This window comes from Guyparkeria sp. SCN-R1, assembly GCF_003932495.1.
Taxonomy (GTDB): Bacteria; Pseudomonadota; Gammaproteobacteria; order Halothiobacillales; family Halothiobacillaceae; genus Guyparkeria.
Map to the genome: position 1 here is coordinate 30,528 of NZ_QZMT01000006.1, position 16,158 is coordinate 46,685.

The window sequence follows — 16,158 nt, forward strand, 5'->3', positions numbered from 1 at the left end:
CGATAGATTCCTGGGTTTTCAGTGGGTTGATGAAACTAGCGATGGAAGGCCGGTGCCCGTTGGCGCGACAGAGCCATGCCGACGGCGATCAGCACTAGCGTGGTGAGATAGAAGGCGAGCTGGATGGCGGTGGGGCGATCCTGGTAGCCCACCAGCACGTGCAGGATCTCGCCGGGCACCGAGTGCTGCGAGAGCAGGTCGGAGCTGTTCCAGAGCGGGTTCTGCACCGGCAGCCAGCCGGCCTGGGCGAGAAAGCCCGCCGCACTTGCGGCCATACCGGCGGCGAGCAGCAGGATCAGCCAGCCGGTGACGGTGAACAGGTGACGAGTGGGGATGCGCACCAGACCGAAGTAGATCAGCGCGCCGAGGACCAGGCCGGCACCCAGCCCGATAACCCCGCCCCAAAGCAGCGACAGGTTGTCACTGCCGCCGGCGGCCATCCCCTGGGTGAACAGCACTACCTCCGAGCCTTCGCGCAGTACCGCCAGGCCCACGGCCGTTGCGAGAAAGTAGATCGGCAGTTGGCCGCTGGAGACATTGCTCCCCACCTGCCTGAGATGGGCGACCAACTGGCTAGCATGCCGCGACATCCAGATGTTGTGCCAGGCGAGCATGGCCACGGCCGTCAGCAGGATGGCCGCGTTAAACAGCTCCTGGCCGACGCCCTCGAACGCCATCGAGATCTCCTGGGTGAGGCCCGCCACCACGAACGAGCCGAGCAGGCCACCGGCGATGCCACCGATGATCCAGCGGCTACGCCCGGCCAACCCCTGCGTGGCGGCGAGGACGACGGCGACTACCAGGGCCGCCTCGAGGACTTCGCGGAACACGATGATTGCCGTACTGAACATGCGTCACCTGTGCATTTCCTGGAACGAGGTATCCGTGAGCGGGGTTACTCGGCGATTACGCGGCCCTGTGCGGTGGCCTGATTGAATTCGCCAAAGAAGGGGTATTCGCCGGGCTCCAGAGGGCCGACGAAGATCACGGCCTTACTGTTGCCGGGGATGATCTTCTCGCGGTTGAGCTCGTAGCTTTCGAACTCCTCCGGCGTGGCGTCCTGGTTGTGCACCATCAGCTTGACCTTCTCGCGGGCGGGGATGGTGACGGCCTCGGGTTGGAAGCGATGGTCCTTGATGGTCAAATCGAATGTCTGGGGTCCGGCCTGTGCGGTACCGGCGGCGAGCAGGGCGGCAGTAACGAACGAGAATGTAATGCGTGTCATGAAGCAAACCTCAATTGGAACGAGAACAGTTCGCATTCTGCACAAAAAAGATTGCAATGCAATGGAATGATCTTGAGGAGGTTCCCCCGGTCGGTTTGTCGATGGGCAGGTGGCGACCGAGCGTGATCTCGGTGGTGGTCGGATCTGCTCTTACGAGGAGGTTGTGTTCACCGGGGTGTGGAGAGTGGGCGCAGCTGGTCGGGTGCTACCGGGGCTGGGGGCATCGGTTCACCCCTTGGCGCGATGGGCGCGGCTCCCGGTGTGTCCAGTTACAACATCCACTCGATCGGCATCAGCGAGAAGAACCACGTCACCGCGCGCTTGATTGGTCCGGCGCCTGGCTCCCTCGTGTGCCGGGTGATTTCGTTTTCTATCCGCTCGATCCACCGAATCTCGCCGTCTTCCAGTTCCAGCTGATATGTGGTCTTGGGTACGTGCATGCCGAAGGTGTGGCTGATCGCGCGGGCGAGATCCGGGCTGTCGATGACAAAACCCAGTTCGGTGTTGAGCAACACCGAACGGGGATCGACGTTGTAGGACCCGATGAATACCTGCGCGTCGTCGATCACGATGGCCTTGGCGTGCAGGGTGGTCGCCGGACTGCCGAAGGGGCCGGCGTCTGCGGGTTTCGGTTCCTGGTCGGCAACGCGACGCATTTCATATAGCTCCACCCCGGCTTCGAGCAACGCGACGCGGTAGCGGGCATACCCGGTATGCGCCGGTGCCATGTCGGTGGCATCGAGCGAGTTGGTTAACACGCGCACGCGCACGCCCTGACGCGCCAGGGCAACCAGGTCGTCGGTAAGTGTCGGCGTGGGAACGAAGAACGAGGAGATGATATCGAGCGACTGCTGTGGGGTGCGCAATTGCTCACGCAGCGACAAGGTCAGCAGGTCATTCGGTTCATGTTCCCCCAGCCCCTTGGCAGGCGGGTCGATGACCAGTCGGGTGGGTGCCCAGGCCAGGCCCAGTTCTCCGTTGAGCAGCTGGCTGACGACGTAGTTCTCGCGCACCGCCACCATCAGGTCGCCAGCCTGGGGATCGAGGGCGATGGCGTCCGCTTCGAAGTCGAGCGTTTCCAGGGTTTCGGCCACCGCGTCGTTTTTCGGGGTGGGCAGGATACGGTCGGCCGGATAGGACGAGCGGCTCTGCCAGTACTGATCAAAGCCGCGCGAGACCTCGTCGACCACTGGCCCCACCGCGAGTATGTCGAGATCCGAGAACAAGAACCCCTCGGTCGAACCGAAATAGCTGTCGCCGATATTGCGTCCGCCGCTGATCAGGACCTGGTTGTCGGCGATGAATACCTTGTTGTGCATGCGACGGTTGGCCCGATCGAAGTCGGTCAGAAAACCGAGCCAACGCGCATCGCGAGTCATGAACGGATTGAACAGGCGCACGGCGATGTTGGGATGGGCGTGCAGGGCGGCGAGTTGGTCATCCAGCTGGCGTGTGCCCTGATCGTCGAGTAGCAACCGCACGCGCACCCCTCGGTTGGCGGCATCCAGCAGTTCGCGCAGCAACAGGGTGCCGGAGCGGTCGGCGTACCAGATGTAGTACTGCACATCGAGACTGCGCTGCGCGGTGCGCGCCAGATGAGTCCAGGCGGCGAAGGTCATCACCGGATCCGACAGGAGGTACACCCCGGTCTGCCCGGGATGCGCGGCCTTCTGCGGGGCGAGGGCATCGCCCAGCGGGGTGGCGCGTGCGTCGGCCGGCGCGATGGTGGTGCTGACGTGACGGCCTTCCAGTGGGGGCAGGGCGCACCCGGTCAGCAGCAGGGCGAGCAGGGCGACGAGCCCCGTCTGTCGTATCGGCATTCCCTTGATCAATCGCGAATCCTCCCTGGTTGTCCGCGGATCGAGCCTCTCGATGATTCCACGAATACCGGCTTGCCGTCATGGGGTTGTCGCACGGATGCCCTGACTGGTTGGAGGCGGGGGAGCAGGCGGGGTTCCGGCTGAGCGGAAAACCGGTGCATCGGGCCAGCCTGGGTGGCACAATCGCGCCCCTTTGAGCAGATCGTTTGCTTGCTTATCGATAGTGAACCTTGTTCGGTTGGGGTAAATCCTCGTAGAACACTAAAGTTTTCCTTCGCAGGCTCGAAAACGTCGATACCTGTGCGAATGGACCCATCTCGTCCGGCTTCCGTCCCATCCCCATCTTAGTCTCTGCTTCATGCGAAATAACCTACCCGTCACCGATACCGAACGAACCTTCGCCCCCGGGGAGCGGTTGGTCTCGACCACCGATCTCAAGGGGCGGATCACGCATTGCAACGAGGCGTTCGTCTCGATCAGCGGGTATTCGCGTGACGAGCTGATCGGTAAGCCGCACAACATCGTGCGGCACCCGGACGTGCCGCCGTTGGCGTTCGAGGTGATGTGGAACCATCTCAAGGCCGGCCAGCCGTGGATGGGCTTGGTCAAGAACCGCTCGAAGAACGGCGACTACTACTGGGTCGACGCGTACGTCACGCCGATCACCGAACACGGCGAGGTGATCGGCTACGAGTCGGTACGTTCCTGCCCGTCACGCCGGGATATCCAGCGCGCCGAGCGGCTGTACCGGCGCATCAACCAGCGGGGATACCGGGCGCGTCGTTTCCGCCTGCACCGCCAGGATGTGACCGGGTTGGCGGGTCTGATCGGCTCGGCCGGACTGTGGGCCGGTGGGTACGGTCTGCCGGCCTTGTGGGCATTGGCCGCCACGGGGCTGGTGTTCGGGGCGATGGGGCGGCTGCGTGAACGGCAAATGATTTCCGCTCTGACCGAGCAGTTGCCCAATGCCTTCAGCCACCCGCTGGCAGTCGAGTCCTACACCGGCGACGTGGGGCTGTTGGGGCGACTGAAGGTCTCGATCAAGAGCGAGCAGGCGCGGATGATCACCGTGCTCACCCGGATCGAGGATGCCTCGGACCAGGTCAGCCGCCAGTCGTCGGTGAGCCTCGATCTCTCGACCCAGGCCAAGGAGGAAATCGCGCGCCAGCAGGCAGAGACCGAGCAGGTCGCGGCGGCCATGCACGAGATGTCGACCACCATCAACGACGTCTCCGAGCACGTCCAGCGCACCGCCGACGAGGCCAATCGTTCGCAGGAACTGGTCGAGGAAGGGCGGGGGCTGTCCACCCGCACGCGCGAGTCGATCGTCGACCTGCAGGAGACGGTCAACGCCATCGGCGAGTCGGTGGAAGGGGTCTCGAACCAAACCGGCGCGATCGCCAGTGCCGCCGGCATCATCGACCAGATCGCCCAGCAGACCAACCTGCTGGCCTTGAACGCGGCCATCGAGGCGGCGCGCGCCGGCGAACACGGCCGCGGCTTTTCCGTGGTGGCCGAGGAGGTACGGGATCTGGCCCGCCGCACGCAGGAGTCAACGCGCGATATCCACGAGATCATCGCCACCCTGACGCAACAGGCCGAGGAATCCGTGGCCGTCGCCCGCCGCGGTCGCGAGGCGGCCACCGCCGGGGTTGATCGCGTGCGTGAATCCGAGGAAATGCTCAATGGCGTGGCCGAGGCGGTGGCGCAGATACGCGACATGGCCACCTCGATGGCCGCGGCCGTCGAGGAGCAGGCAACCGTGTCCGGCGAGATCGACCGGCAGGTGCACACTATCTCCGATCTGGCCAGCTCCAGCCTCGGCCAGTCGGCCTCCGCCGAGGAGAAGATCCACGATCTCGAGCGCATCGCCGCCGAGCTTCACGAGCTGGTCACCCGCTTCAAGCGACATTGATGCCGAGCATCCCTGCCGGTGTGGGGGCTGCGGTCATCGATCGGGCCCCACCTCTGGCATGCCGGTTGCCGGTCCGTGAACTAAGGTCCCCTCTACAAATCCCATGAACAGAAGTGCATTTCTGGTTGAAATGTGCCGGTTCACCCGAGAAGGAGGTGGTTCATGACCCAGGCAGAGATCATCAGCGAACAGTTTCCCCATAAGGTCAGCGCCGTATTCAACGATGCCGGTCGTGCCCGCGATGCGGTCAATGCACTGGCCGCCAAGGCCGGTTTCGCTTCGGACCAGATCGAACTGGTCGAACCGCATGACCAAAACCTGTCAAGCAAGGTCGAGAGAGATTCGGGCGCAATCTTCTCGACGATCCTGCGTTCACACGCCATATTGGGAGTTATCGGCGCCGTCGCCGGTTTGATCCTGGCCGGGATTCTGGTCGGTGCCGGCTTGGATTGGGCCACGACAAGTCCGGGCTGGGTCTTTGGCGTTTTCGCTGTGGTCGGCGGGGCAATCGGCATGCTCGGCGGGGGGTTGGTCTCGATCCGCCCGGACCACGAGCGGGTGATCACCGATGCCGAGGATGCCAGCGAGCACGGCCGATGGACGGTGGTGGTCCACGCACGCGACGAGGACGAGAAGCACCGCGCCGACGAACTCCTCGAGCGCCACTCCAAGAATGTGGCCGAATCCCTCTGATGCGGCGGCCAGTCGACCCCGATACATCGATCGTGGGCTGTGCATGATCCGGGAGTGGGTTTCGGGAAATTGCCAAGGCCGACGTGGTGGTCGACGCGTCGGCAGGGAGCCCGCGGATGCCATTTGATATCGATTGGGTCTCGGTTTACTCGAACCTGACCTACATGGCAGCAGCCTACGTGCTGGCCTTGCCGGTGGCTCTGGAGCGAGAGACGCACTCGCGCTCGGCCGGTTTGCGTACGTTTCCGCTTGTGGCGGTCGCCAGCTGCGCGTACATGCTGCTCGGCATCAACGTGCTCGAATCCAGTGGCGCCGAGGCGCGCGTTTTCGAAGGCATCATCACCGGCATGGGTTTCATCGGTGGCGGCGCGATTCTCAAGAGCCAGAATCGCACCACGGGCACGGCTACGGCAGCCAGTCTCTGGACCACCGGGGCGATCGGCGTGGCCGTGGCTTGGAACCATTTCGAGATTGCCTTGCTGCTTTCGATCGTCACCTTCGCCAGCCTGAAGCTGCTTTCACCGGCGAAACAGGTGCTCAATGGCCATCGGGACGAAGCGCGCGAACCCGCCGCGGCGCGGGACAAAAGGGACGAGGACGGCTAGTTTGGACCGTAGTCGCAACGTCCCGCCGTCGGCGGGCCGGAAGCAGCGTTAGGCGCGATCGCGCGCGTCAGCCAGAAACGAAAGAAGGCCACCGATCACTCGGTGGCCTTCTTGTCGTCAGGGGAGGAATTAGCAGCGGCCTTTCTTCGCCTGGCCCGGCGGACAGAAATTACCGTGGCCGTGCCCATGGCCGTGGGTCTCGTGATAGCGATAGCGCTCATGGTGGCCATCGTCGCGATAGTAACGATCATCACGGCTGTTGCGCGTGGTGACGCCGGTGCCGACGGCCGCGCCGATGCCCGAACCGACGATCGCGCCTCCGCGGCCGCCGACTTCAGCGCCGACGACACCGCCCAGTGCACCGCCGAGCGCACCGCCAATAGCGGCGTCGCGGTGAAGATCGCCGCCGAACGCGGCCGTGGCCGGCAGGATCAGGGCAGCGAGCAGCGTAGGAATGCGTTTGGTCATGGTCTTGCTCCTGTGAGTGATGTCACGGGCGTGCCAAGCGCTGCCTGGCCGTATCGTGAGCCCGTGATGTTCAACCGATGACCGGTTTGATAGTCAGGCTTATCGCAAGTTCCCAAGGGAAGGTCTGGACGAATAGCCAATGCCTCTGGCTTACCGGCTTGTTCGCCATCAAGGCGCCGATGCGAAGGCGGGCTCGTTGCCCGGCGAGGATCGGCAACACCGAAGGCGGGCAAGCCGGCAAGCCCCGCCGGGCCGGGCCGCCAGGCGCCCATCTGCGGTGTTGCCGCGCTTGCCTATGACTACGGCCATTGGGCTGCGCACGGCGCCTTGCATCTGGACGCCTGACGACCCGCAGAGACGTTGGCTATTCGTCCAGACCTTCCCAAGGCGTTATTCGGCCCCGTCGTCCACCTCGGTTTCCTCGGCCGTGGGGCCGACGATCACCACCACCCGTTTCTGCGGCTCGACATGCCGTTCGAAGGCCTGACGGATCTCGTCGGCCGTCACGGCCTCGACCCGGTCGGTGTAGTCGTCGAAGTAATCCAGCGGCAGGTCGAGGAAGGCCAGCGCACCGATTTGCTCGATGATCTTGTCGTTGCTGTTCAGCCGCATCGGAAAGCCGCCGACGATATTGGCCTGACTGTCGGCCAGTTCCTCGTCGGTCGGCCCCTCGTCGATGAAACGTGATAGTTCCTCATCCATCAACGACAGGGCCGTCCCGACCTGATCATTGCGCGTCTGGATGCCCATCACCAGCCGTCCACCGACACGCAGCGGCATCAGGTAGCTGTAGGTGCTGTAGGCCAGGCCGCGTTTCTCACGCAGCTCGGACATCAGCCGCGAGGCAAAGCCGCTGCCACCCAGCATGTGGTTGCCCACGTAGAGCGGCAGGTAGTCCTGGTGCTTGCGTGGAATGCCGTCGAGTGCGACCAGCACCGTCGACTGCTCCGAGGGGAAGTCGATGCGCACTGTTTCGGACTCTTGGAGCGGCTCCACCTCGGGCAGGGCAGGCGCGGCCTCGCCCGTTGGCAGGTTTTCGGTGAGCGTGCCCGCCAGGCGGCGCGCCTGCTCGCTGTCCAGGTCGCCGACGATCACCACGGTGGCGTTGGCGGCCACGAACCGCTGCTGGTGGAAGGCACGGACATCCGAGGGGGCAATCGACTCTACCGACTCGCGGGTGCCGTCGGTGGGGTGGGCGTAGGGGTGATTCCCAAACGCGGTCTTGCGCAACGCGTCGCTGGCAACCGCCTGCGGGGATTGCTGGCGCGACTGGATGCCGCGCAACTGCTGTTCGCGCTCACGCAGGATGTCCTTGTCCTCGAAGGCCGGCTTGGCGATGACCTCGGCCATCAGCTCGACCGCCGGCCAGAGCCAATCCTCTTCGGTCAGGCTGCGCAGGCGCACGGCGGTGGATTCGAGGTTGGCGCTGGCGGAGAATTCGGCACCCACGCGGGCGAAGCCATCGGCGATCGCCTTGGCATCCCGCTTGCTGGTGCCTTCCTCGAGCAATGAGGCGGTGAGGCTGGCCGTGCCGCCCTTGCCCGCGGGGTCGCGTGCGCTGCCGGCATCGAAGATCACCCGCGCGTCGACCATCGGCAGGCTGCCGGTGGGGTAGAACAGCACATCGGCGCCGTTGTCGGTCTGCCAGGTCTCGACCGGCAGGACCGGCTCGGCACGCGCGGTGGTCGACAGAAGCAGGGCCCCGGCAGCGAGGATTGCCAGCCAAATGGTGTTGCGGGCATCAGTGGACACGTTCGATACCTCCGGTCGGGCTGGGCAGGGTGGTCGGCTTGTCGCTCACCGGGTCGAGGGTGGCGATGGTCAGACCATCGTCTTGGAAATACTCGCGCGCAACGGCCTGTACGTCCTCGACGGTGACCGCTCGCACGCCTTCCACAAAGCGGTCGGCCAGTCGGTAGTCGAGTCCCACCGTCTCGTACATGCCCAGCTTCATGCCCTGGTAGAACAACGAGTCACGCTGGTAGACGTCCGAGGCGACCACCTGGGCCTTGATGCGCTCGAGTTCCTCTTTCTCGACCGGTTCGTTCTTCAGCCGTTCGATCTGTTCACGCAACAACCGCTCGACCTCGTCGAGTGGCTGGCCGTCGCGCGGAGTGGCATCGACGGTGAACAGGGTCATTTCGCGGGCATTCAGGTTGTAGCGCGTGGAGGCTGAGGAGAGCTTGCCCGCGCGCACCAGGTCGTTGTTCAGGCGCGCCCCGGAATCGCCGGCGAGGATGCCGGAGACGACGGCGAGCGCGTAGGCGGCACCCGAATCCTCGGCGGTGACCAGCGAGGGCACCTTGTAGCCCATCGTCAGGTGCGGCAGCTTGGCGGGGATGTTGAGGCTCGCCCGCTTGAGGCCGTGTTGGGCCATCTCCTCGCGAGGCTTGGCCGGGGCCAGGTCGCGCTGCTCGACCTGGCCGTAGTGACGCTCGGCCAAGTCGACCACTGCGTCGGGCCCGACGTCGCCGACCACGATCAGGGTGGCGTTGTTGGGCGCGTAATGCTCGCGGTACCAGCGTTGCAGGTCCCCGACGGTGTAGGCATCGATATCGGTCTTCCAGCCGATGACCGGGTGGTGATAGCCGCTGCTGGTAAACGCCGTGGCGTAGAGCAGCTGGTTCAGGCGGGCATTGGGGTTGTCGCGCACACGCGAGCGCCATTCCTCCTTGACCACCTCCTTCTCGCGGGCGAACTCCTCGGGATCGATCTCGAGGTTGGCCATGCGATCGGCCTCCCAGCGCATCACCGTCTCCAGTTCATCGGCCGACAGGGTCTGGTAGTACCCGGTGAAATCGCGGCCGGTAAACGCGTTCTCCTCGCCACCGAGGCGCGCGACGATGTCCGAGAACTCGCCGGGGCCGAGGTTTTCCGTGCCCTTGAACATCATGTGCTCGAACATGTGGGCAATTCCGGTGACCCCGCCGGGTTCGTCGACCGAGCCGACCTTGTACCAGATCTGGTGCGTGACCACCGGGGCCCGCTCGTCCGGCAGGACGAGGACCTTGAGGCCATTGTCGAGCGTGGTTTCGTGGACCGCGGCGCTCGTCTTGCCCGCGGCCGCCATCGGGGCGGCAATCAGCGCAAGCGAGGAGAGCACGACGGGTAGGAGGGCGGCGAGATAACGTCGGGGTTGCATGCGTTTGGGCTACCAAGGGTTGAACGAACGGTCAGCCACGCGGGCATGGCATGGGACAAGTGTGACCTGCGCCAACGGCGGCGGTTTCAATCTCCCGCACCCGGGTCCAGACTCGAGGCCGGGTTCCGAGAGACGGCCGCGGGAGGTGCTTGCATGGATTTCTCGATCATACAGGGCAATATCGCGACGCAATCGGCCGATTGCCTGGTCAATGCCGCCGGCACGTCACTCGCAATGGGCAGCGGCGTGGCCGGTGCCCTGCGTGATGCGGCCAGCGGGCCGATCAACGAGGCGGCGATGGCCCAGGGGTCGGTCCCGCTGGGCGGTGTGGCCGTGACGCAAGGCTTCGATCTGCCCGCTCGCTGGGTGATCCACGCGGCGGCCATGCCGCATTACGGCGATGGGCGCGCCACGGAGCATAGTATCCGTGCGGCGGTTCGCAACACCTTGGCCAAGGCCGACGAACTGGGGTGTTGCTCAATGGTGATCCCGCCGCTGGGCTGCGGGGTGGCCGGTTTTGATTTTGCCACCGGGGTGCGCCTGATCCTCGAGGAGATCGACCGCTACGAGCCCGTCACGTTGACCGACCTGCGGTTGATCGTCTATCGCGAGGCGGATCTTCAGGTGGTCGAGGACGTTGCCCGCGCGGTTCGTGGGGGCTGAAAAACCAAGGTGACCACGAAAAAATCCGGGCCCGGTTGTGCTCCCGGGGCCGGATGGTGGATGGAGCGAATGCTCCTCGTGGATCAGGCGTTCACTACCCGTCGGGGCCCACTGCGCGGCGCCTCCTCCATCGCCGGCGGCGTGCCGTCGGATGCCTTGTCCGCGTAGGGCGTGCTCGGCCCGTTGACCAGGAAGTCCATCAGGTGGTTGCGGAACGGGTAGTAGTGCTCGTCGTGGTGCATTTCCTGGCGTGAGCGCGGCTTTTTCAGCGGGTTGTAGGCGCATTCGGCCACCTCGGCGAACGGCCCGTTGGTCATCAGCAGGATCTTGTCGGCCAGCAGGATCGCCTCGTCGACGTCGTGGGTGATCATGAAGACGGTCTGGTTGGTGGCCTGGCAGATCGCCAGCAGCTCGTCCTGGATCACGCCGCGGGTCAGCGCATCCAGTGCACCGAAGGGCTCGTCCATCAGGAGCATCTTCGGTTCGATGGCGAACGCCCGGGCGATGCCGACGCGCTGGCGCATCCCGCCGGAGAGCTGGTGCGGCTTCTTGTCGATCGCCGGGGTCAGGCCGACCATGTCGACGTACTTTTCCACCTGCGCGTTCACTTCATCCTTGGAGTGGCGCTTGAAGCGGGATTTCACCGCGAAGGCGACGTTCTCGCGCACCGTCAGCCAGGGCATCAGGGCGTGGCCCTGGAATACCACGCCGCGGTCGAGACCCGGTCCGGTGACTTCCTTGTTCTCCATGAAGACGTAGCCGTCGGTCGCGGCATCCAGCCCGGCGAGGATGTTGAGGATGGTCGACTTGCCGCAGCCCGAGTGGCCGATCAGGCAGACGAACTCGCCCTTTTCGATCTCGAAGTCGAGGTTCTGGAACACGGTGACCGGTTCCTGGCCCATCGGCGCGGGGAAGGTCTTCTCCAGGCCGTCGACCTGGATGAATGCGGGGGTAGTCATGTTCAGACCTCCTTATAGCTGACGGCCTTGCCAAGCAGGCCGAAGATCATGTCGAGGATCATGCCGACCACGCCGATCAGGAGGATGGCGAAGATCACGTTGGCGAGATCGAGGTTGTTCCACTCGTTCCAGATGAAGTAGCCGATGCCGGTACCGCCGACGAGCATTTCCGCGGCGACGATGACCAGCCAGGCGATGCCCATCGAGATGCGCATGCCGGTGAGAATCGTCGGGGCCGCCGCCGGCAGGATCACCTTGAACGCCTTCTTGATCGGGCTGACCTCGAGGGTCTTGGCCACGGCGAGCCAGTCGTCGCGGACCGAGGCGACCCCGTAGGCGGTGTTCACCATCATTGGCCAGATCGAGCAGATGAAGATCACGAAGATCGAGGAGATCGAGGCGTCCTGGATGATGTAGAGGGCCAGCGGCATCCAGGCGAGCGGCGATATGGGCTTGAGGATCTGGATGTACGGGTCGAGTGCCTTGTGCATCAACGGCGACATGCCGATCAGAAAGCCCAGCGGCACGGCGACCAGCGCGGCGAGCGCGAAGCCGGCGAGCACCCGCCAGAGCGAATGGGCCAGCTGGATGCCGATGCCCATGTCGTTGGAGCCCGAGACGTAGAACGGGTCGGACAGGTGCGTCCAGATCGCCGAGCCGATGTCCCCCGGGGTGGGGATGTCGGATTCCTGGACGGTATCCAGCCCCATCATCGCGGCGTAATCGGGATCCATGTCGCCGAGGTCGACCTGGGTGGGCAGGGTCGCCCCCCACCACGCGCCGATGAAGGCGAGCAGCAGGAGAATCGAGACGATGCCACCCCGTAAGCGCAGTGACTGACTCATGACTTAGGCCCTCCCGATCTCGAACGATTCGAGGTATTCCTGCGGGCGCGCCGGGTCGAATTCCTTGCCCATGATCATGTGCGTCCGACTGTTGATCTCGGGTGCCGGCAGGCCCATCTCGGCCAGACGCTGGCGCGCGTCGGTCGCGCGGAAGATCTCCTCGGCGATGTCGGCGTAGTCGATTTCCTCTTCGATGTAGCCCCAGCGCTTCATCTGCGTGAGGATCCACACGCCCATCGATTCCCACGGGAACGGGTCGAAGTCGGCACGCTCCGGCTCCTCGATGATGTTGCCCAGGCCATCTGCATAGCGGCCGGTCATCACCTGGTCGAGCACGATCTTCGGCTGGTTGAGGTAGTTGGCCGGGGCGATCGCCTCGATGATCTCCGGGCGGTTCTCCTTCTTGTGCGCGTAGACCGTGGCGCTGGCGATGGCGCGGAACAGCGCGGAGAAGGTGTTGGGGTTCTCCTCGACGAAGCTCTTGGTCGCACCGAAGGCACAGCAGGGGTGGCCGTCCCAGAGGTCTTTCGACAGCACGTGGATGAAGCCGGCGCCCTCGTAGACCGCGCGCTGATTGAACGGCTCGGGGCCGAGGAAACCGTCGATATTGCCGGCCTTGAGGTTGGCGACCATCTCCGGCGGGGCGATGACCTTGAGCTGGACGTCCTTGTCCGGGTCGACGCCGTGCTCGGCGAGGTAATAGCGCAGCAGCAGGTTGTGCATCGAGTGGTCGTAGGGGATGCCGAAGGTCATGCCCTTCCAGTTGCTCGGATCACGATTCTCCTTGTGCTTGTTGTGCATCGTGATCGCCTGACCATTGATGTTCTGGATGGTGGCGACGTAGGTGTCCTGCTGGCGCGCACCGACCCCGAGCGAGGCGGAGATCGGCATGGGCGAGAGCATGTGCGAGGCGTCGAGCTGGCCATTGGCAACGTTGTCTCGGATCAGTGCCCAGCCGGCGGTCTTGACCACCTCGACGTCGAGGCCCTCGCGCTCGTAGAAGCCCATCGGGTGGGCCATGATGATCGGCGTGGCGCAGGTGATCGGGATAAAGCCGACCTTGAGCTTCTTCTTCTCCAGCGGTCCGACCGGGTCGGCGGCGACGGCCTTGGCGGCGGCCATCGGGAAGAAGGTGGAAACCGCGGCCATCGCCGTGCTCACGCCGACGGCCTTGAGGAAGTTGCGACGGGTGCGGTCTTCCGGGAACAGCGAGCGCATCACGGACGATTCGACGGCGCGATTGAGGGCCGCCTCTTCATCCGTCGGGTTGGGGCTGGCGGCGATGGCGGCATTGTGGTCCGCCTGGCTGGCGTGCTTGCCGCAGGTGCAGCCGCGGTGCAGTGACTTGTCGGGATCGAACGGGTTATCGAATGTGGACATGGTTTCGTTCTCGGGTCGGTGAGTGACGACCTCGAGATTGCAGATGCCGTGCCACACCGACCGTTTGCGTCAGATCAGCGCTGAATGGCCGAAAATGACGTATTTTCGCACTACGAAAGAGCGGTGGCGCGCGAGCAATCCCGTTCTTGGTGCGTCCGCGAGGGCCGTATCGGCGCGCAATGCCCGCCAATGGCGGACAAAGTCATGGGCCTGCTTCTTGCAGCTCCGGGAATGTCACCTATTCGTCCGGAGTTGCCCCATGACCCACGCGCAAGTCATTCAATCGTCGGCCCGTGCCGACAGTGCCGATGCTGAACTGCTGGTCGTGCACGAGGCCACGCAATGGCTTTCGCACTTGAACGACCCCGACACCGTGATCGGCCGGATGCTGCGGTTGCTCTCGCAGATCACCGGCCTTAATCGCGGCCGCGTGGTGCTGCCCGATGCCAGCGGCGAGTTCATGGAGATCCGCTACGCCTACGGGCTCTCATCCGACGAGCGCGACCGCGGCCGCTACCGGGTGGGCGAGGGCGTGACCGGGCGGGTGATGCGCACCGGGCAGGTCGCGGTGGTCCAGGACATCGACGAGGAGCCGGTCTACCTGACCCGCGCGGTCGAGCGCGACACCCTGCCGCACGAGACGGTGGCCTTTTTGGCCGTGCCGATACTCAACGAGGACCAGCCGATGGGCGTACTCGGCGCGCACCGCATCCGCGAGCGCCACCGGCCGTTGCACCGGGACATCACGCTGCTGCGCATCATGGCCGCGCTGATCGCCCGGGTGCTCAAGGTCGACGACCTGATTCGCGAGCAGACCGCCGCGCTGGCCGAGGAGAACGAATCCCTGCGCGAGGCGCTGTCGAGCAACCAGGAGGCGCGTCACGGCATTCTCGGCGAGAGCCCGGCGTTGCGTCAGGCCTTTCGCCAGACCCTGCACGTCTCGCCGACGCAGGCCACCGTGTTGCTCAACGGCGAGTCCGGCACCGGCAAGGAGCGATTTGCGCGCATGGTGCACTTGACCAGCCCGCGTTGCGACGGGCCGTTCATCGCCATCAACTGTGCGGCCATTCCCGATGCGTTGCTGGAGTCCGAGTTGTTCGGTCACGAGAAGGGGGCGTTCACGGGCGCGGTCTCGGCGAAGAAGGGCAGCGTCGAACTCGCCTCCGGCGGCACGCTGTTCCTCGATGAAATCGGAGACTTGGCCTTCGATTTGCAGTCCAAGTTGTTGCACGTGCTGGAAAAACAGACCATCCACCGCGTGGGTGGCACCAGGGACGTGCCGGTCGACGTGCGCATCATTGCCGCCACGCACAAGAACCTGCAGGAGGCGGTCAACCAGGGGCGCTTTCGCATCGACCTGTTCTACCGGCTGAACGTCTTTCCCATCCACCTGCCGGCCCTGCGCGAGCGCGACGGCGACGTGAAACTGCTCGCGCGGCACTTCCTGCAGGTCGCCAGTCAGGAGTTCGACCGCAACGCCACGTTCGAGGTGGGCGTGCTCGACCGGTTGGCGGCCTACAACTGGCCGGGCAACATTCGCCAATTGGAGAACGTGATCAAGCGGGCGGTGCTGGTGGCGCAGAACGGCTGGATCACCGTGGCCGATATCGAACTGATCCTGACCCACGAATCGCACGTCACCGACCACCTCGAGGCGGGTGGCACCCCAAACACACCCGAACCGCCCTCTGACTGGGGCGCGGCTGAAAGCGGCCGCCCGCGACAGGGTGGTCATGCATTCCCCCAACCCGCGGCGGTAACCGAGCGCAGTTATCGGTGGGTGCGCGAGGACGAAGCCGAGTCGCTGCTCCAGGCATTGCAGGAAACGGGCGGGAACAAGACGCAGGCCGCCAGGCGATTGGGCATGACGACCCGGCAGTTCCGCTATCGTCTCGATAAACTGCACTTGAGCGGGTAAGGACGCCCGGTTGGCCAGGTCGTGGTCGCGAGTGGAACTTCACGAAAGCGGTCTAGACTAAGTGGCACGTCGTGGTTGCGGCGTTAAGTCGATTTCAACCAGAGGGAAATGTGATGAAACGAGTCGCCCGAATCGTCAGCCCATTCGTGATCGCCTCATTCACCGTCGGCAGCATGCCGGCGATGGCTACCCCGTCGGCCGTGGCCGATGGGCTGGTCACGACCCAGGAAGCGGTGAGCGCCGATCAGGCCAGCGCCGATCGTGAGCGGATTGTCGAGCTGCTGTCCCGCGATGAGGTGCGTGACCAGCTGATTGCCCAAGGTGCCGATCCGGCACAGGTCGAGGAGCGTGTCGCCGCCTTGTCCGATCAAGAGGTGCGCGAGATGAATGAACGTCTTGATCAGATGCCTGCCGGCGCCAGTAGCGTCGTTGGTGTGCTGTTTGCGGTGTTCGTGATCTTGCTGGTCACCGATTTGCTGGGCTTGACCAACGTGTTCCCGTTCACCCGCTGATAGCGAGTCGTCG

15 protein-coding genes are annotated in these 16,158 nt (G+C 64.6%); 6 read left to right on the forward strand and 9 right to left on the reverse strand.

Annotated features, from left to right (window positions below; translation table 11 throughout):
* Nucleotides 1–35 precede the first annotated feature (35 nt).
* From D5687_RS04905 to D5687_RS04915, 3 genes are all read right to left on the reverse strand, one after another.
* Nucleotides 36–851 carry an FTR1 family protein gene (locus tag D5687_RS04905; RefSeq protein WP_125198654.1) on the reverse strand — a complete coding sequence of 272 codons (816 nt, stop codon included), beginning with the start codon at nucleotides 849–851 and terminating at the stop codon, nucleotides 36–38.
* 44 nt (nucleotides 852–895) lie between these two features.
* Complete coding sequence (locus D5687_RS04910) at nucleotides 896–1,225, reverse strand: cupredoxin domain-containing protein (RefSeq protein WP_240031424.1); 330 nt, start codon at nucleotides 1,223–1,225, stop codon at nucleotides 896–898.
* Between the two features lie 269 nt (nucleotides 1,226–1,494).
* Complete coding sequence (locus D5687_RS04915; protein WP_125198655.1) at nucleotides 1,495–3,045, reverse strand: phospholipase D family protein; 1,551 nt, start codon at nucleotides 3,043–3,045, stop codon at nucleotides 1,495–1,497.
* A gap of 358 nt (nucleotides 3,046–3,403) precedes the next feature.
* Between D5687_RS04915 and D5687_RS04920 the strand changes: the two genes are divergently transcribed.
* The 3 genes from D5687_RS04920 (at nucleotide 3,404) to D5687_RS04930 (ending at nucleotide 6,258) form a co-directional block, all read left to right on the forward strand.
* Nucleotides 3,404–4,960, forward strand: coding sequence for a PAS domain-containing methyl-accepting chemotaxis protein (locus tag D5687_RS04920; protein ID WP_125198656.1), 1,557 nt, complete (start codon nucleotides 3,404–3,406; stop codon nucleotides 4,958–4,960).
* Between the two features lie 162 nt (nucleotides 4,961–5,122).
* Nucleotides 5,123–5,653: a hypothetical protein gene (locus D5687_RS04925; protein WP_125198657.1), complete on the forward strand. Its 531-nt coding sequence runs from the start codon at nucleotides 5,123–5,125 to the stop codon at nucleotides 5,651–5,653.
* 116 nt (nucleotides 5,654–5,769) lie between these two features.
* Complete coding sequence (locus tag D5687_RS04930) at nucleotides 5,770–6,258, forward strand: MgtC/SapB family protein (RefSeq protein ID WP_125198658.1); 489 nt, start codon at nucleotides 5,770–5,772, stop codon at nucleotides 6,256–6,258.
* Between the two features lie 129 nt (nucleotides 6,259–6,387).
* Here D5687_RS04930 and D5687_RS04935 read toward each other — a convergent pair whose 3' ends face one another.
* The 3 genes from D5687_RS04935 to D5687_RS04945 form a co-directional block, all read right to left on the reverse strand.
* Nucleotides 6,388–6,726, reverse strand: a complete 339-nt coding sequence (locus D5687_RS04935; RefSeq protein WP_125198659.1) for a hypothetical protein — start codon at nucleotides 6,724–6,726, stop codon at nucleotides 6,388–6,390.
* Nucleotides 6,727–7,116: 390 nt separating this feature from the next.
* On the reverse strand, nucleotides 7,117–8,478 hold the full coding sequence (locus D5687_RS04940) for a pitrilysin family protein (protein WP_125198660.1): 1,362 nt from the start codon (nucleotides 8,476–8,478) through the stop codon (nucleotides 7,117–7,119).
* Nucleotides 8,468–9,796, reverse strand: a complete 1,329-nt coding sequence (locus D5687_RS04945; protein ID WP_370271304.1) for a M16 family metallopeptidase — start codon at nucleotides 9,794–9,796, stop codon at nucleotides 8,468–8,470. Before D5687_RS04945 ends, D5687_RS04940 begins: the two co-directional genes overlap by 11 nt.
* 225 nt (nucleotides 9,797–10,021) lie before the next feature.
* Here D5687_RS04945 and D5687_RS04950 point away from each other — a divergent pair, with 225 nt between their 5' ends.
* A complete protein-coding gene (locus D5687_RS04950; RefSeq protein ID WP_125198662.1) occupies nucleotides 10,022–10,531 on the forward strand; it encodes a macro domain-containing protein in 510 nt (169 codons plus the stop codon).
* Nucleotides 10,532–10,614: 83 nt separating this feature from the next.
* Here D5687_RS04950 and D5687_RS04955 read toward each other — a convergent pair whose 3' ends face one another.
* Genes D5687_RS04955 through D5687_RS04965 form a run of 3 tightly spaced genes read right to left on the reverse strand, consistent with a single transcriptional unit; the run spans nucleotide 10,615 to nucleotide 13,715 of the window.
* Nucleotides 10,615–11,490: an ABC transporter ATP-binding protein gene (locus tag D5687_RS04955; protein ID WP_125198663.1), complete on the reverse strand. Its 876-nt coding sequence runs from the start codon at nucleotides 11,488–11,490 to the stop codon at nucleotides 10,615–10,617.
* Between the two features lie 2 nt (nucleotides 11,491–11,492).
* On the reverse strand, nucleotides 11,493–12,335 hold the full coding sequence (gene ntrB, locus D5687_RS04960) for a nitrate ABC transporter permease (protein ID WP_125198664.1): 843 nt from the start codon (nucleotides 12,333–12,335) through the stop codon (nucleotides 11,493–11,495).
* A gap of 3 nt (nucleotides 12,336–12,338) precedes the next feature.
* Nucleotides 12,339–13,715, reverse strand: a complete 1,377-nt coding sequence (locus D5687_RS04965) for an ABC transporter substrate-binding protein (RefSeq protein ID WP_125198665.1) — start codon at nucleotides 13,713–13,715, stop codon at nucleotides 12,339–12,341.
* Between the two features lie 259 nt (nucleotides 13,716–13,974).
* On the opposite strand from D5687_RS04965, the gene D5687_RS04970 reads away from it, so the two are divergent.
* Both D5687_RS04970 and D5687_RS04975 read left to right on the forward strand, forming a co-directional pair.
* Nucleotides 13,975–15,633, forward strand: a complete 1,659-nt coding sequence (locus D5687_RS04970) for a sigma 54-interacting transcriptional regulator (RefSeq protein ID WP_125198666.1) — start codon at nucleotides 13,975–13,977, stop codon at nucleotides 15,631–15,633.
* Nucleotides 15,634–15,746: 113 nt separating this feature from the next.
* Nucleotides 15,747–16,145 (forward strand): PA2779 family protein, encoded by a 399-nt coding sequence (locus tag D5687_RS04975; protein ID WP_125198667.1) that lies wholly within the window; start codon nucleotides 15,747–15,749, stop codon nucleotides 16,143–16,145.
* Nucleotides 16,146–16,158: the final 13 nt, after the last annotated feature.